The organism is Paraburkholderia hayleyella (assembly GCF_009455685.1).
GTDB classification, from domain to species: domain Bacteria; phylum Pseudomonadota; class Gammaproteobacteria; order Burkholderiales; family Burkholderiaceae; genus Paraburkholderia; species Paraburkholderia hayleyella.
In genome coordinates, this window is sequence record NZ_QPES01000001.1 from 1211168 (window position 1) to 1225148 (window position 13981).

Here is a 13981-nt window from a genome sequence, read left to right on the forward strand (position 1 = left end):
TCAGCTACATCAGCCACATCAGCCACCAGCGGCCTTCGCCGCCTGCGCACCGGTTGGGCAGGCAGGCGGCAACTCCCGCGTTATTTCACCCGCATGCCGGGGGTCGCGCCGCTATCGGGCTCCAGCACATAGAGGCCAGGTTCGGTTTTTTCATCGGCGGCTGAGGCGGCTAGCACCATCCCTTCCGAAAGCCCGAACTTCATCTTGCGCGGCGCCAGATTGGCCACCATCACGGTCAGCTTGCCGACCAGTTGCTCCGGCTGATACGCCGACTTGATGCCGGAAAACACATTGCGGGTTTTTTCCTCGCCGACATCGAGCGTGAGTTGCAGTAGCTTGTCAGAGCCTTCCACCGCACGGCAAGCGACGATTTTCGCAATGCGCAAATCGACCTTGGCGAAATCGTCGATCGAGATCGTGTCTGGCGTAGCCGGCGCGCCTGGCGCTGCGGATGCGGGTTTGGCTGGCGCCGCGCCGGCAGCAGGCGCAGCGGTGCTTTGCAGCGATTCGCGGTTGGCGGCCAGCAAGGCGTCGATCTGCTTTTGCTCGACGCGTGTCATCAGATGCTTGTAAGCATTGACCGGCTGGGCCGAGTTGAGCGGCACGCTGACATCGGCCCATTGCAGCGGTGCAATGCCGAGAAAACCTTCTACCGCTTTGGCGAGCGCGGGCAACACGGGCTTGAGCGCGAGCGTGAGCAGACGGAACGCTTCGAGGCTGACGCTGCAGGTTTCATGCAGCGCCACGGCGTTGGCGGCGTCCTTGGCCTGATCCCAGGGTTTGGCGTGATCGATATAGACATTGACCAGATCCGCCAATTCCATCGTCAGACGCAACGCGCGGTTGTATTCGCGTGCTTCATAAAACGCGGCGATTTGCGGAATGCCCGCGCGCAGGCTGACAAGCAGTGGATGGTTCATCGCGCTGTCCTGCACGCGCCCATCGAAGCGTTTGAACAGAAAGCCCGCCGTGCGGCTGGCGATATTGATGTACTTGCCGATCAGGTCGCTGTTCACGCGCGCCTGGAAATCGTCGAAGTTCAGATCGAGGTCTTCCATCGTGCTATTGAGCCGGGCCGCGAAGTAGTAGCGCAGCCACTCGGGGTTGAGCCCGGTTTCGATCATGCTTTGCGCGGTGATGAACGTGCCACGTGACTTCGACATTTTCGCGCCATCGACGGTCAGAAAGCCGTGGGCAAAGACGTTGGTCGGCGTGCGGTAGCCGGAAAACTCAAGCATCGCGGGCCAGAACAGCGTGTGGAAATAAAGGATGTCCTTGCCGATGAAGTGGTATTGCTCCGCGCTCGAACCCTTGCGCACCCACGCATCGAAATCAATGCCGCGTTGCGCTGCCAGATGCTTGAAGCTGGCGTAGTAACCCACCGGCGCATCGAGCCACACATAAAAGTATTTGCCAGGTGCGCCGGGAATTTCGAAGCCGAAATAAGGCGCGTCGCGCGAAATATCCCAGTCGGCCAGTTTGGCATCGCCGTCGTCGCCGAGCCATTCGCGCATCTTGTTGGCGGCTTCGGGCTGGGCTAGCCCTCCGACCCATTCGCGCAGAAAGCGCTCGCAACGCGGATCGGACAGGCGGAAAAAGTAATGCGTGGAGGCTTTGCGGACTGGCGTAGCACCTGATACCACCGAATACGGGTTGACCAGATCGATAGGCTGATAGGCTGCACCGCACACTTCGCAACTGTCGCCGTATTGATCTTTCGCGCCGCACTTTGGGCATTCACCCTTGACGAAACGGTCGGGCAAAAACATCTCGCGTACAGGGTCATAGGCTTGTTCGATCTCGCGTGCGTCGATGAGCCCCGCGTCTTTCAGCGCGCCATAGACCGATTCGGCCAGTACGCGGTTTTCGTCGGAATCGGTGGTGTAGTAGTTATCGAAGGAGATGCCGAAATGATCGAAATCGCGCTTGTGCTCTTGCCAGACGCGCTCGATCAGCGCTTTGGGCGTGATCCCTTCTTTTTCGGCGCGCAGCATGACGGGCGTGCCGTGCGTGTCGTCCGCCCCGACGTAATAGACCTCGTGTCCGTGCATGCGCAAGGTGCGGGCCCAGATATCGGTCTGAATGTATTCGACCAGGTGACCCAGGTGAATTTGCCCGTTGGCATAAGGCAAGGCCGATGTGACGAGAATCTGGCGGCGGCCGGACGGCACGCCTCGGGACGGATCGGTGGCGGGTGCTGACATAGAGGTTTTCTGAATCTGAAGAGGGGGAGAGCGGGGCCAGGCGGCGCTGGACCTTGAGCCACGGACGAAGCGTTGATTCTAGCAGGCCGCGGGGCAAGCTCGCGGTAGACGTTGGGGGCTTGGCGGAAGGCCGGCGTCGTGGCAAAAAAAACCGGGGCGCTATCGAGCCCCGGAGCAACAACGACAAGAGGAGAATGGTGCCGCAGCCGCTCTGCCAGCTACGTACCGTAATGAAAGACAGTGGGTTTTCCGTGGAGTTCGAAAAACTTTTGAGTCTTTTTGTTGCAATCCTGTTGCTTGTCGTTTGGCCGAGTCTGGCCAATTCAATTCATGCCTGGTTTTTTGCTTTCAGCGCCCAAACCGGCCCCCGGTTTGGGCGCTGAAAGCCGGTACGGCTTTTACTGGACGGTTTGCCCAGGTTGTGAGACTGCGCGCAGGAACACTTCAACGCGACGGTTTTGCGCGCGTCCTGCTTCGGTGTTGTTGTCGCCCACTGGCTGGGTCTCGCCACGGCCTTCAGCTGACAGGCGCTGTGCTGCGATGCCACGTTGTGCGAGATAGTTCGTCACGCTTTGCGCACGGTTCACCGAGAGCGTCTGGTTGTAGGCGGGCCGGCCCGTGCTGTCGGTGTAACCCACCACCTGGGCTGTGATCTCCGGGTTTTGCGCGAGTGTTTGTGCGACCTGGTCGAGCACTGGCGCAAACGATGGCTTGATTGCATAGCTGTTGGTGGCGAAGGTCACCGAGCTGGGGATGTTCAGCTTGAGCGAGCCATCCGGCTGTTCGGTGATCTGCGTGCCGGTGCCCGCGGTTGCGCCCGACAGCTTGTTGCGAATGGCCTGCCAGTTGTAGCCCGTGATGCCACCGGCTGCCGCGCCGACGCCTGCGCCAATGGCTGCGCCTTTGCCGCCACCGATCAGCGCACCGATGCCTGCGCCAATCCCTGCGCCCAACCCCGTACCCACTGCGGCATCGTTGCCTTGCTGGCTGGCGCAACCGGCCAGCAGCGTACCTGCAACAACGAATATCGACAGACGGGTTGCAATTTTTGTATTCATTTTGATTCCTCTCTCTAATTAAAAGTATTGACGACTTTATTGATGACGTTCCCGCCCTCGCCCCTGCTATAACCGGTGTGATGGTCGAGCAGGAGGACCGGCAGGGCCCAGCGCCAGCTACTACAATAGCGGCTGAAGTATGCCGCAAGACAGGCGGGGGGCCCGGCCCGTCTGCTCTACCCCCTGCTACCTGCTTTTAGTTTTGGCTGCGGGCGAAGACTGCCCGCCCAGCACATTTAATGCAATGCCGTGCAACAATTTTTTCCAGTTTGGCTGGCACGGAAGTTCGATTCTGCCACGCTTCTGCCACGCTATTAGTGTTTTCCCCATGGAGTTTCAATGAGCATTGATCGGGTTTTAGTGGACGGGGTCCTCGAGACCGTTATTGATCCGAATACGGGCTTGCCGTTTGCTGCGTCTGCTGCCACAAAAAGTTTCCGCAATCTCGTGCTGGGCGACGACGGTTCCATCAGCGTGGATCTGGTCCTCGGCTATCCGGCCAAAACCCAGTTCGAAGCGCTGGGCACGCGCGTGAGCAACGCATTGCACGCCGTGCCAGGCGTGACGCGCGTGCAGGTTCAGGTGTCGCAGCAGATCGCCGCGCATGCGGTGCAACGTGGCGTCCAGTTGCTGCCGAACGTGAAGAACATCATCGCGGTGGCCTCGGGCAAGGGGGGGGTGGGCAAAAGCACCACCGCCGTGAACCTGGCGCTGGCGCTCGTGCGCGAGGGGGCGTCGGTCGGCATGCTGGATGCCGATATCTACGGCCCGTCATTGCCGCTGATGCTAGGCATCGAAGGGCGGCCTGAATCGCCTGATGGCAAGTCGATGAATCCGCTGAGCCGCTACGGTCTGCAGGCTAATTCAATCGGTTTTCTTGTCGAACAGGATAATCCCATGGTGTGGCGCGGCCCGATGGCGACATCGGCGCTGGAACAGCTATTGCGCCAGACCAACTGGCATGAGCTCGATTATCTGGTCGTCGACATGCCACCTGGCACGGGCGACATCCAGTTGACGCTCTCGCAGCGCGTCCCGGTGACCGGTGCGGTGATCGTCACGACGCCGCAGGATATCGCGCTGCTCGATGCCCGCAAGGGGCTCAGGATGTTCGAGAAAGTGGGCATTCCGATCCTCGGGATTGTCGAAAACATGGGTTTGCATATCTGCTCGAACTGCGGCCATGAAGAGCACGTGTTTGGCGCCGGTGGTGGCGCGCGGATGGCGCAGGATTACGGCATCGACCTGCTGGGCAGCCTGCCGCTGGAGAGTTCGATCCGCGAGCAGGCTGATGCGGGCCAACCCACCGTGGTGGCGGATCCGGACGGGCGCATCGCCGGCATCTACGCTTCGATCGCGCGCAAAGTGGCATTGCATATCGCCGGGCGGGCGCGCGATATGACATCGAAGTTTCCGAACATCGTGGTGCAGAACACCTGAGGCGCGTGGAGGGGCCGGGGCGATGTGGGGCGATGCCGGGCCTAATGCCAGGCCTAAGTCAGGCCTAAGTCAGGCCTAATGCGATGAGCCCGCCTGGGTCCGCTGTATCATGGCGGCTTCTATCAGGCCGGGTAGGGTGGCCGCAGGGGCGGCCTCTAGCTGGCAAGAGGATTGCATGAGAAAAGATTTCGATGCCTGGGCGATGTCCGGGCTCTTCGTTCTGGTTGCCTGTACGTTGTTGCTGGAGGGTTGCACGACTTTTCTGACGCCTCAGGAAAAACGGGCCGATGCCCAGCTGTTTTCGACGATGGGCAATAGCGCGCGGGGCACGGTGACCTTCATCGAGCGCTCGGACGGAGTGCAAGTGACCTACAACGTGGCGGGTTTGCCGCCGAATAGCGACCACGCCTTGCAGGTGCATGAGCGGGGCGATTGCAATGCCGTCGATGGCTCCAGCGCGGGTGCGGTGTTTTCGCCGGCGGCGGAGCGTTTGCGGGCAGGGGCGCGCGTCGAGGGTGATCTCGGCAATATTCACGCGGACGCGAATGGCGTGGCAACGGGTTTCATCGTCGCGCCGGATGTATCGCTGGATGGCGTGCGCTCGGTGCTGCAACGCTCGGTGCTGATTCATCACGATGCCACCGATCCCTATGCCTGGCCGCCCCATGGCGTGGGTCCGGCGCTGGCCTGCGGCGTGATCCGCCAGTAAAGCCCGCCACGAGGGTGAGGGTGGCGTGGATCTTGAACAGTGGGTTTTGAGATCCTGTTTTGAGTGCGCTATTTAGCCTTTCGTCTTGAGCAACGTCTTGCAGGTCATCACGTAAAATAGTCGCCTTATCGCCCGGTGGCGCATGCCAGGCCTCGCCAGCACTGGGTCTTGTCACGTGCCGCACGCCGGCCAGTTCTTCTTTCCGCGCTTTTCGCGCCACGCACTCAAACATGACTATCAAATCCGACAAGTGGATCCGGCGCATGGCCGCCGAGCATCAGATGATCGAGCCGTTCGCGCCCGCTCAGGTCCGGGTGGCGGAGGACGGTCGCAAGATCGTCAGCTATGGCACATCCAGTTACGGCTACGACATCCGCTGCGCTGACGAATTCAAGATTTTCACCAATATCAATTCGACCATCGTCGACCCCAAGAACTTCGACGAAAAATCATTTGTCGATTTCAAGGGCGATGTTTGCATCATTCCTCCCAACTCGTTTGCACTGGCTCGCACGGTTGAATATTTCCGCATTCCGCGCAGCGTGCTGACGGTGTGTCTGGGCAAATCCACTTACGCACGCTGCGGCATCATCGTCAACGTCACGCCGTTCGAGCCCGAATGGGAAGGCTACGTCACGCTCGAATTCTCGAATACCACGCCGTTGCCCGCCAGGATCTATGCCAATGAAGGCGTGGCGCAGGTGCTGTTTTTTGAAAGCGATGAGGTGTGCGAGGTGTCTTACGCGGACCGCGGCGGCAAGTACCAGGGCCAGCATGGTGTGACGTTGCCACGGGCCTGAATGGGGCAAGCGAGTGGCGTGAGCGCCGCACGGCGTACATGATTGAGCGTCAGGCCCGGCAATGGGCGCTGGCTAAATGACCGCTGGGTAGTACAGGGCAGCGGTTGTTTTTTTGGAGAAGTACGATGAAGTTTCGTTTTCCTGTCGTCATCATCGACGAGGATTTTCGTTCCGAGAACATCTCGGGTTCAGGGATTCGCGCACTGGCCGAGGCTATCGAGAAAGAAGGCGTGGAGGTGCTCGGGCTGACGAGCTATGGCGACCTGACATCGTTTGCGCAGCAGTCAAGCCGCGCCTCATGTTTCATCCTGTCGCTCGACGACGATGAACTGCTGCCTTACACCAGCATCGTCGCCGAAGGCGAGACGCCCGAGCTGGCGGCCGCGATCGTGGCGCTGCGGGCGTTTGTCGCCGAAGTGCGGCGGCGCAATGCCGATATCCCGATCTTCCTGTACGGCGAGACACGCACCTCGCGCCATTTGCCCAACGACATCCTGCGCGAGCTGCATGGTTTCATCCACATGTTCGAGGACACGCCGGAGTTCGTCGCGCGCCACATCATCCGCGAAGCGAAGGTCTACCTTGATTCGCTCGCTCCGCCGTTTTTCAAGGAACTGGTGCAGTACGCCGAGGAAGGTTCGTACTCGTGGCACTGTCCTGGGCATTCAGGCGGCGTGGCGTTTTTGAAGAGCCCGCTGGGCCAGATGTTCCACCAGTTCTTCGGCGAAAACATGCTGCGCGCGGACGTGTGCAACGCAGTCGATGAACTGGGCCAGTTGCTCGACCATACCGGGCCCGTGGCGGCGTCTGAGCGCAATGCGGCGCGCATTTTCAATGCCGATCATTTGTTCTTCGTGACCAACGGTACGTCGACGTCGAACAAGATCGTCTGGCACGCCACCGTTGCGCCCGGCGATATCGTGCTGGTGGACCGCAACTGTCACAAGTCGATCCTGCACGCGATCACGATGACCGGCTCGATTCCCGTGTTCCTCACGCCTACGCGTAATAACTTCGGCATTATCGGGCCGATTCCACGCGATGAATTCAAGCCGGAAAACATTCGCAAGAAAATCGAAGCGAATCCGTTTGCGCGCGAAGCTCTGGCAAAAAATCCCAACCTGCGGCCGCGCATTCTGACCATCACGCAAAGCACGTATGACGGCGTGGTCTACAACGTCGAGATGATCAAGGACTTGCTGGGCGATCTGCTCGACACGCTGCATTTCGACGAAGCCTGGCTGCCGCACGCGGAATTCCATCCGTTTTACCAGGACATGCACGCGATTGGCGCGGGCCGTCCGCGCACTGGGGCGCTGGTGTTTGCCACGCACTCCACGCACAAGCTGCTGGCGGGGATTTCGCAGGCCTCGCAAATCGTCGTGCAAGATTCCGAGAACCGGGTGTTCGACCGCCATCGCTTCAACGAAGCGTATCTGATGCATACCTCGACCAGCCCGCAGTACGCGATCATCGCCTCGTGCGATGTCGCCGCAGCGATGATGGAGCCGCCTGGCGGCACTGCGCTGGTGGAAGAATCGATTGCCGAGGCGCTCGATTTCCGCCGCGCCATGCGCAAGGTTGACGCCGAGTATGGCGATGACTGGTTCTTCAAGGTTTGGGGTCCGGACGAACTAGCCGAAGAGGGCATTGGCTCGCGCGATGACTGGATGCTGCGTCCAGACGATCACTGGCACGGGTTTGGCGCGCTGGCCGAAGGCTTCAACATGCTCGACCCGATCAAGGCGACGATCGTGACGCCGGGCCTGGATATGGGGGGTGGTTTTGGCGAGAGCGGTATTCCGGCTGCAATCGTGACGAAGTACCTGGCGGAGCACGGCATCATCGTCGAGAAAACCGGGCTGTACTCGTTTTTCATCATGTTCACGATTGGCATCACGAAGGGCCGCTGGAACTCGATGGTCACCGAGCTGCAGCAGTTCAAGGACGATTACGACAACAACCAGCCGCTGTGGCGTGTTCTGCCCGAGTTCGTCGCGCAGTATCCCGCCTACGAGCGCGTTGGCTTGCGCGACCTGTGCGGGCAGATTCACAGCGTTTATCGCGCCAATGACATTGCCCGGCTGACGACAGAGATGTACCTCTCCAGCATGGAGCCCGCGATGAAACCGTCGGATGCCTTCGCCAAACTGGCGCACCGCGAGATTGACCGGGTGCCCATCGACGCGCTGGAAGGCCGGGTCACATCGATTTTGCTGACGCCTTATCCGCCGGGCATTCCGCTTCTGATTCCGGGCGAGCGTTTTAACCGGACCATCGTCAACTACCTGCGTTTCGCCCGCGAATTCAACGAACGCTTCCCAGGATTTCATACGGATATCCACGGGCTGGTGGGTGAGAAAGTGGATGGCCGGGTCGAATATTTCGTTGACTGCGTGCGTGACTGATCATGAGGCGAGCCGTTGCTGGATTTGACGCAGCAGCGCTGCGGACGGCGTTTCTGGCTGCCGCGTTGACGCTCGTCATGCTGGTGCGCCCCGGTATGGCGAGCGCCGAGGTTGCGGCGGCTGAGCCGATTGATGCCGCGATGCGCACGTGTCTGGCGCGCGCCGACCGTTCATCGACGCTAGGCCAGGTGCAGTGCATGGAGGCTGCGCGCAACGGCTGGCAGAGCGTGCTGGATCAGGCTAGCCGGCAGTTGCGCTCGAAGCTGCCGGCTGCGCGGCAGCGCGCGTGGGAAGAAAGCCAGCAGCGCTGGCTAGCGTGGCGCAAGGCCGAAGCGCCGCTGCTGGGTGCGGTGTTCGCCATGAAGCAGGGTACGGTGTATACGCTGGTGGCCGCTGATATGAAGCTTCAGGCCGTGCGCGAGCGGGCGCTGCTCATGCGCCGCGCTGTGGCCAGCAAGGCGGGCTGGCCGCGCTATCGGACGTGTTCTGCGGATGTGCGTTGCCAGCGCGTCAGCGCGGACGTCAACCGGACTTACCGGCGCTTGCGCATGAAGCTCCCGGCCACGGCCCGCGCGCCGCTGGCTCGGGCCGAACAGGCCTGGAAGCGGTACCGCGACGCGACCGGACACGTGGTGGATAGCGACACGCGCAATGATCTGGTGGGCGCGCGTCTGGTGACGCTGCGGCGTTTGCTCGATGCCGCAAGAAGTACGTGAGCCGCGGGCGGGGGCTGCCGCTAGATAACCACTAGTGCATGGGGCGCCTGTCGTCCGAAGCTTCCCTGCTAGTGCCTGGCCAGTACTTTCATGGCATCTCGCAACGGCTTTCAAGTCTCCGCGAATAAGGCCTGGTTACCTCATCCAGGCCTTATTCGCTTTCGGCGCTTTCCCACCTTTGAACGTATTACCGATCCTGAGCGTGAAGCACGGAGATGGACGGGCCTATCCCACCATCTCATGCGGCTGCACCCAGGCATCGAACTCGGCTTCCGTGACGAACCCCAGCGTCAGCGCGGCCTGCTTCAGCGTGCTGCCATGCTTGTGCGCGTGCTTGGCGATTTGCGCCGCCTTGTCGTAACCGATATGCGGATTCAGCGCGGTGACCAGCATCAGGGATTCATTGAGCAGTGTGTCAATGCGTGCCCGGTTCGGCTCGATGCCCACTGCGCAATGCTCGTTGAAACTGCGTGCGCCATCGGCCAGCAGACGCACCGATTGCAACACGTTATGCGCAATCATCGGGCGGAATACATTCAGTTCGAAATTGCCGCTGGCTCCGCCTACATTCACCGCAACATCGTTGCCAAACACCTGGCAACACAGCATCGTCAGGGCTTCGGACTGGGTGGGGTTGACCTTGCCGGGCATGATCGAGCTGCCTGGCTCGTTTTCCGGAATCGTCAGTTCGCCTAGCCCGCAACGCGGTCCACTGGCTAGCCAGCGGATATCGTTGGCGATTTTCATCAGGCTCGCCGCAACGGTTTTGAGCGCGCCGTGCGCGAACACGAGCGCATCGGCGGCAGCCATCACTTCGAACTTGTTGGGCGCAGAGACAAACGGCAGCCCACTCAGGCGGCTGAGCACCGCCGCGACCTGGGTGGCGAACTGCGGATGCGCGTTGAGTCCGGTGCCGACAGCGGTGCCGCCCTGCGCGAGTTCATACAGATGAGGCAAGCTGACTTCGATGTGGCGCATGCCATGGTCGAGTTGCGCGACATAGCCTGAAAACTCCTGCCCCAGCGTGAGCGGTGTGGCGTCCTGCAAGTGCGTGCGGCCGATTTTCACGATGCCGGCAAAGGCCTTTGCTTTTTGTGCGAGCGTGTCGCGCAGGGCGCCCAACGCGGGCAGCAGATGCTCGACCAGCCCTCGCGCGGTGGCCAGATGCATGGCGGTCGGAAACACATCATTGGAAGACTGGCCACGGTTCACCTCGTCGTTGGGATGCACGAGGCGGGCTTCGCCACGCTCGCCGCCTAACAGCTCGCTGGCCCGGTTGGCGATCACTTCATTCAGGTTCATGTTGGTCTGCGTGCCCGAGCCCGTTTGCCACACCGCCAGCGGGAATTCGTTCGCATGTTGTCCGGCGATGATTTCGTCGGCGGCCTGGATGATGGCGCGGGCCTTGTTCGCATCGAGCACGCCGAGGCTTTGATTGACCTCCGCGGCCGCGCGCTTGATGAGCGCCAGGGCGGTGATGAGTTCAGGTGATTGCTTCTCGCTCGAAATGCGGAAGTTTTGCAACGAGCGCTGGGTCTGCGCGCCCCACAAGCGGTCGTTGGGGACGGCGATCTCGCCGAAGGTGTCGCGTTCCATACGAGTGTTGCTGGTCATCTTTAGGCTCCATCAGTGAACAGTGGATCGAGGGCAGGGCTGGCGTGGCCGCGCGACGGTATCGGTATCGGTATCGCGCGCGTGGCTGGCGTGCCGGCTAAAGCTGCGAATCGAGCGGCAGCAGTAAAAAGAGCCCCGTTAGCACGTTGCGGTAAAAACCGGCGTGGGGGTCGAGGCTGTAAGTGCGCACCTGGCCATTTTCCTCGTCAGTCCAGATGAGCGCTGAGCGCGTTGCACCCTGAAGCTGGCGCACTCGCTCTGCAGGGCTGGCGAGGGTGACGCGGTAGCTGACTTCAGGCGTGGTCACCGTTTCGAAGAGACGTGCGACTTCGGTGGCCAGCGCCGGGCTATGAATCACCAGCGCGAGTTCGGTATTCAGATACGCCGAGCGCGGATCGAGATTCATCGAACCAATCACCAGAATTTTCCGGTCGATGACATACGTTTTGGCATGCAGGCTGGAGCGCGAGTTCGAGCCTGCCACGCGAGCGCGTTCGCGTTGTTGCAAAGGCTTGAATTCGTAGAGCTCGACACCGCGCTCAAGTAGCGGCACCCGGTAAGGGCTGTAGCCCGCCTGGACAGCGACGGCATCGGTGGCGGCCAGCGAGTTGGTCAGCACCGCCACGCGCACGCCGCGAGCCGTGAGTGCACCGAGTTGCTCGACGCCCGCCTGGTGCGGCACGAAATACGGCGAGGTAATCAGAAACTCGCGCTGCGCCGTTTGCATGAGTTCAGCCAGACGCTGCATCGGCGGGCTGACGTACTGCTTGCTGGGACGGTTGATCTTGTCGGGGGAATCGACTTTGAGTTCGGCTGGTGCCCAGGTGAGGCCGAGCTCATCCTGGCGGATCTGCGTGGCGAGCGGTGTGGCGTTCAATGGCTTGGCGTTATAGGGTTCAGCGTTGGTGCGCCAGTGCTGCCGCAGGTCTTCGCGCATTGCGCTGATTTCGCTGGCGCTGAAGGTGCGGCGCCTGAGGGCGCGTAGCGGCCAGGCTCCGCTGCTATTCCAGTAATCGTCGAAACTGGCCGAGACCAGGGCCGTGACCGGCCCTGCCGCGAGCACGTCGAGATCGCGGAACTGGAGGGTTTCGCTCGCGCTGAAATACTGATCCCCCAGATTGCGTCCTCCGACAATCGACAACTGGTTGTCCGCGATCATCGCCTTGTTGTGCATGCGGCGCGTGAACGCGTCGATTCGGGTGAAGAGGTTGGTGGTTCGCTCCAGCATGCTGTGCGGCGTGCTGCCAAACGGATTGAAGACGCGGATCTCGATGTTGTCGTGCGAATTGAGCGCCGCCATCACGCGGTCGACATCCTTGAAGTTCAGGTCATCCACCAGCATGCGCACGCGCACGCCGTGATCGGCGGCGTAGAGCGCCGAGCCGAGCAGCAGTTTGCCGGTGGTGTCTTCATCGGCGATGTAGTACTGCAGATCGAGCGTGCGTGTGGCGGCGCGGGCGAGCGCAATGCGCATTTGCAGTGCTTCGGCGCCGTTGATGAGCAGGCGAAAGCCCGATTGGCCTGGATGAGCTTGCTCCTGCGCGGTGAGTACGCGTCCGAGCGGCGTTGCGGCGGCGCTGGCCGTGGAGAGGGCATGCGTGACGGGACGCTCGTCGATACTGAGAGGGGGGCGGCTGACACAGGCGCCAAGCAGCAAGACCATCGCACTGAGCCAGACCATGCGCATTTGCACACTGTGCCAGTCACGCCGGCGTGCGGTGGCGCGAGTGGGGAATCGGCAAAACACCGGCATGCGAAGAGCTCTCCTTGAGTGGAGCCAGGGTGAAGTGGCTTGGCGAGGCTTGAGAGACGCGTTAATCCGTTGGGCGGGCGGGTGGGCGAGTTTCAGGCGGGTGTGGCGGGGCGGAGTGTTGCATGCCGTTCCGGTGAGTCCCAAGCCTGCGCGTCATTCTAAGGGGGAATGGGCGCGGCAGGAACCGCCGCGCCACTTGGGCAAGGTGTGTGACGGGGCGGGCCGGAGGGCTTGCAGCACGCTGCGTCATGGCGTTGTTTGATGAGGCCGTTTGATGAGGCCGCGTTAGCGCGCGGTCTCATCGGGCCACGTGGAGCCTTTGGCCGGACGGCTGGCCCAGCGGCTGGCGAGCCACGATCCGGAAAGGTTGTGCCACACCGAGAACAGCGCGCCAGGCAGGGCGGCGACGGGTGTGAAATACAGCTTGCCGAGCGTTGCAGCGAGGCCGGAGTTCTGCATGCCGACTTCAATAGCGAGCGTGCGGCAGACCGCCTCGTCGAATCCCAGCAGACGGCCGCCCCAATAGCCGCTCAAGAGCCCGATCGTGTTATGCAGCACCACGCCCAGCGCGACGATGAGGCCGACCGAAGCGATGCTTTGCTGCGTGCCGCCCACGATCGCCGAAATGATCAGCAGGATTGCCACCATCGAGACCAGCGGCAGTACCGGCTCGATCTTGCGCACGAAGCGGCTAAACAGACGGTTGATGATGAGGCCCGCGATGACCGGCAGCGCGACGATTTGCAGAATGCTCAGCAGCATGCCATGCACATTGACGGCTATCGACGCATCCACATACAGCCGTGTCAGCAGCGGCGTGGCGAAGACTCCGACGAGCGTCGATAGCGCGCTGATCGTCACGGACAGCGCGACGTCGCCACGTGCGAGATAGATCATCACATTGGAGGCCGTGCCGCTGGCGACGCTGCCCACCAGCACCATGCCCGCGGTGAGATCGGGCGGCATGCGCAGCGCCTTGGCGATGAGCCAGGCGGCGAGCGGCATGACGAGGTAATGCAGCACGATGCCTGCCACGACTGGCGCGGGCCGGGTAAAGACGCGCTGGAAATCGGCGAACGAAAGCGTGACGCCCATCGCCAGCATGATGACGATCAGCAAGGTGGTGACGTACGGGGTGAGGCCCGTGACGGAGCCCGGCGAAAAATACGCGCCCAGCGAAACGAGGACAGCCCACAACGGGAAAAGACGGGTAACCCAGGCAAGCATGAGGCAGGATCCTTCGGCAAACGATGAGAGGAGGGGCCCTGGACGGACAAAA

10 protein-coding genes are annotated in these 13981 nt (G+C 61.6%); 5 read left to right on the forward strand and 5 right to left on the reverse strand.

The window, feature by feature from the left end; all coding sequences use genetic code 11:
- Positions 1 to 80 precede the first annotated feature (80 nt).
- Positions 81 to 2204 (reverse strand): methionine--tRNA ligase, encoded by a 2124-nt coding sequence (gene metG / locus GH657_RS05540; RefSeq protein WP_153099782.1) that lies wholly within the window; start codon positions 2202 to 2204, stop codon positions 81 to 83.
- Positions 2205 to 2602: 398 nt separating this feature from the next.
- On the reverse strand, positions 2603 to 3262 hold the full coding sequence (locus tag GH657_RS05545; RefSeq protein ID WP_153099783.1) for a YiaD family glycine zipper/OmpA-like lipoprotein: 660 nt from the start codon (positions 3260 to 3262) through the stop codon (positions 2603 to 2605).
- 339 nt (positions 3263 to 3601) lie between these two features.
- Here GH657_RS05545 and apbC point away from each other — a divergent pair, with 339 nt between their 5' ends.
- The 5 genes from apbC (at position 3602) to GH657_RS05570 (ending at position 9335) form a co-directional block, all read left to right on the forward strand.
- A complete protein-coding gene (gene apbC / locus GH657_RS05550; protein ID WP_153099784.1) occupies positions 3602 to 4702 on the forward strand; it encodes an iron-sulfur cluster carrier protein ApbC in 1101 nt (366 codons plus the stop codon).
- Between the two features lie 175 nt (positions 4703 to 4877).
- A complete protein-coding gene (locus tag GH657_RS05555) occupies positions 4878 to 5411 on the forward strand; it encodes a superoxide dismutase family protein (RefSeq protein WP_153099785.1) in 534 nt (177 codons plus the stop codon).
- 230 nt (positions 5412 to 5641) lie between these two features.
- A complete protein-coding gene (gene dcd / locus GH657_RS05560) occupies positions 5642 to 6211 on the forward strand; it encodes a dCTP deaminase (RefSeq protein WP_153099786.1) in 570 nt (189 codons plus the stop codon).
- 125 nt (positions 6212 to 6336) lie between these two features.
- Positions 6337 to 8619 (forward strand): arginine/lysine/ornithine decarboxylase, encoded by a 2283-nt coding sequence (locus GH657_RS05565; RefSeq protein WP_153099787.1) that lies wholly within the window; start codon positions 6337 to 6339, stop codon positions 8617 to 8619.
- Positions 8620 to 8621: 2 nt separating this feature from the next.
- Positions 8622 to 9335 (forward strand): lysozyme inhibitor LprI family protein, encoded by a 714-nt coding sequence (locus GH657_RS05570; protein WP_153099788.1) that lies wholly within the window; start codon positions 8622 to 8624, stop codon positions 9333 to 9335.
- Between the two features lie 225 nt (positions 9336 to 9560).
- Here the strand turns inward: GH657_RS05570 and fumC are convergent, their stop codons facing one another.
- The 3 genes from fumC to panS all read right to left on the reverse strand — a co-directional run bounded on the left by fumC (position 9561) and on the right by panS (position 13929).
- Positions 9561 to 10949, reverse strand: a complete 1389-nt coding sequence (fumC, locus tag GH657_RS05575; RefSeq protein WP_153099789.1) for a class II fumarate hydratase — start codon at positions 10947 to 10949, stop codon at positions 9561 to 9563.
- A gap of 97 nt (positions 10950 to 11046) precedes the next feature.
- Positions 11047 to 12636: a phospholipase D-like domain-containing protein gene (locus GH657_RS05580; RefSeq protein WP_246174122.1), complete on the reverse strand. Its 1590-nt coding sequence runs from the start codon at positions 12634 to 12636 to the stop codon at positions 11047 to 11049.
- Between the two features lie 351 nt (positions 12637 to 12987).
- A complete protein-coding gene (gene panS, locus GH657_RS05585) occupies positions 12988 to 13929 on the reverse strand; it encodes a ketopantoate/pantoate/pantothenate transporter PanS (RefSeq protein ID WP_153099791.1) in 942 nt (313 codons plus the stop codon).
- Positions 13930 to 13981 lie beyond the last annotated feature (52 nt).

Excerpts from the sequence above, each read along its gene's own strand:
- dcd (WP_153099786.1), top strand. The coding sequence starts at position 5,642 with ATGACTATCAAATCCGACAAGTGGATCCGGCGCATGGCCGCCGAGCAT.
- metG (WP_153099782.1), bottom strand. The coding sequence starts at position 2,204 with ATGTCAGCACCCGCCACCGATCCGTCCCGAGGCGTGCCGTCCGGCCGC.
- GH657_RS05570 (WP_153099788.1), top strand. The coding sequence starts at position 8,622 with ATGAGGCGAGCCGTTGCTGGATTTGACGCAGCAGCGCTGCGGACGGCG.
- GH657_RS05565 (WP_153099787.1), top strand. The coding sequence starts at position 6,337 with ATGAAGTTTCGTTTTCCTGTCGTCATCATCGACGAGGATTTTCGTTCC.
- GH657_RS05555 (WP_153099785.1), top strand. The coding sequence starts at position 4,878 with ATGAGAAAAGATTTCGATGCCTGGGCGATGTCCGGGCTCTTCGTTCTG.
- panS (WP_153099791.1), bottom strand. The coding sequence starts at position 13,929 with ATGCTTGCCTGGGTTACCCGTCTTTTCCCGTTGTGGGCTGTCCTCGTT.
- GH657_RS05580 (WP_246174122.1), bottom strand. The coding sequence starts at position 12,636 with ATGCGCATGGTCTGGCTCAGTGCGATGGTCTTGCTGCTTGGCGCCTGT.
- GH657_RS05545 (WP_153099783.1), bottom strand. The coding sequence starts at position 3,262 with ATGAATACAAAAATTGCAACCCGTCTGTCGATATTCGTTGTTGCAGGT.
- apbC (WP_153099784.1), top strand. The coding sequence starts at position 3,602 with ATGAGCATTGATCGGGTTTTAGTGGACGGGGTCCTCGAGACCGTTATT.
- fumC (WP_153099789.1), bottom strand. The coding sequence starts at position 10,949 with ATGACCAGCAACACTCGTATGGAACGCGACACCTTCGGCGAGATCGCC.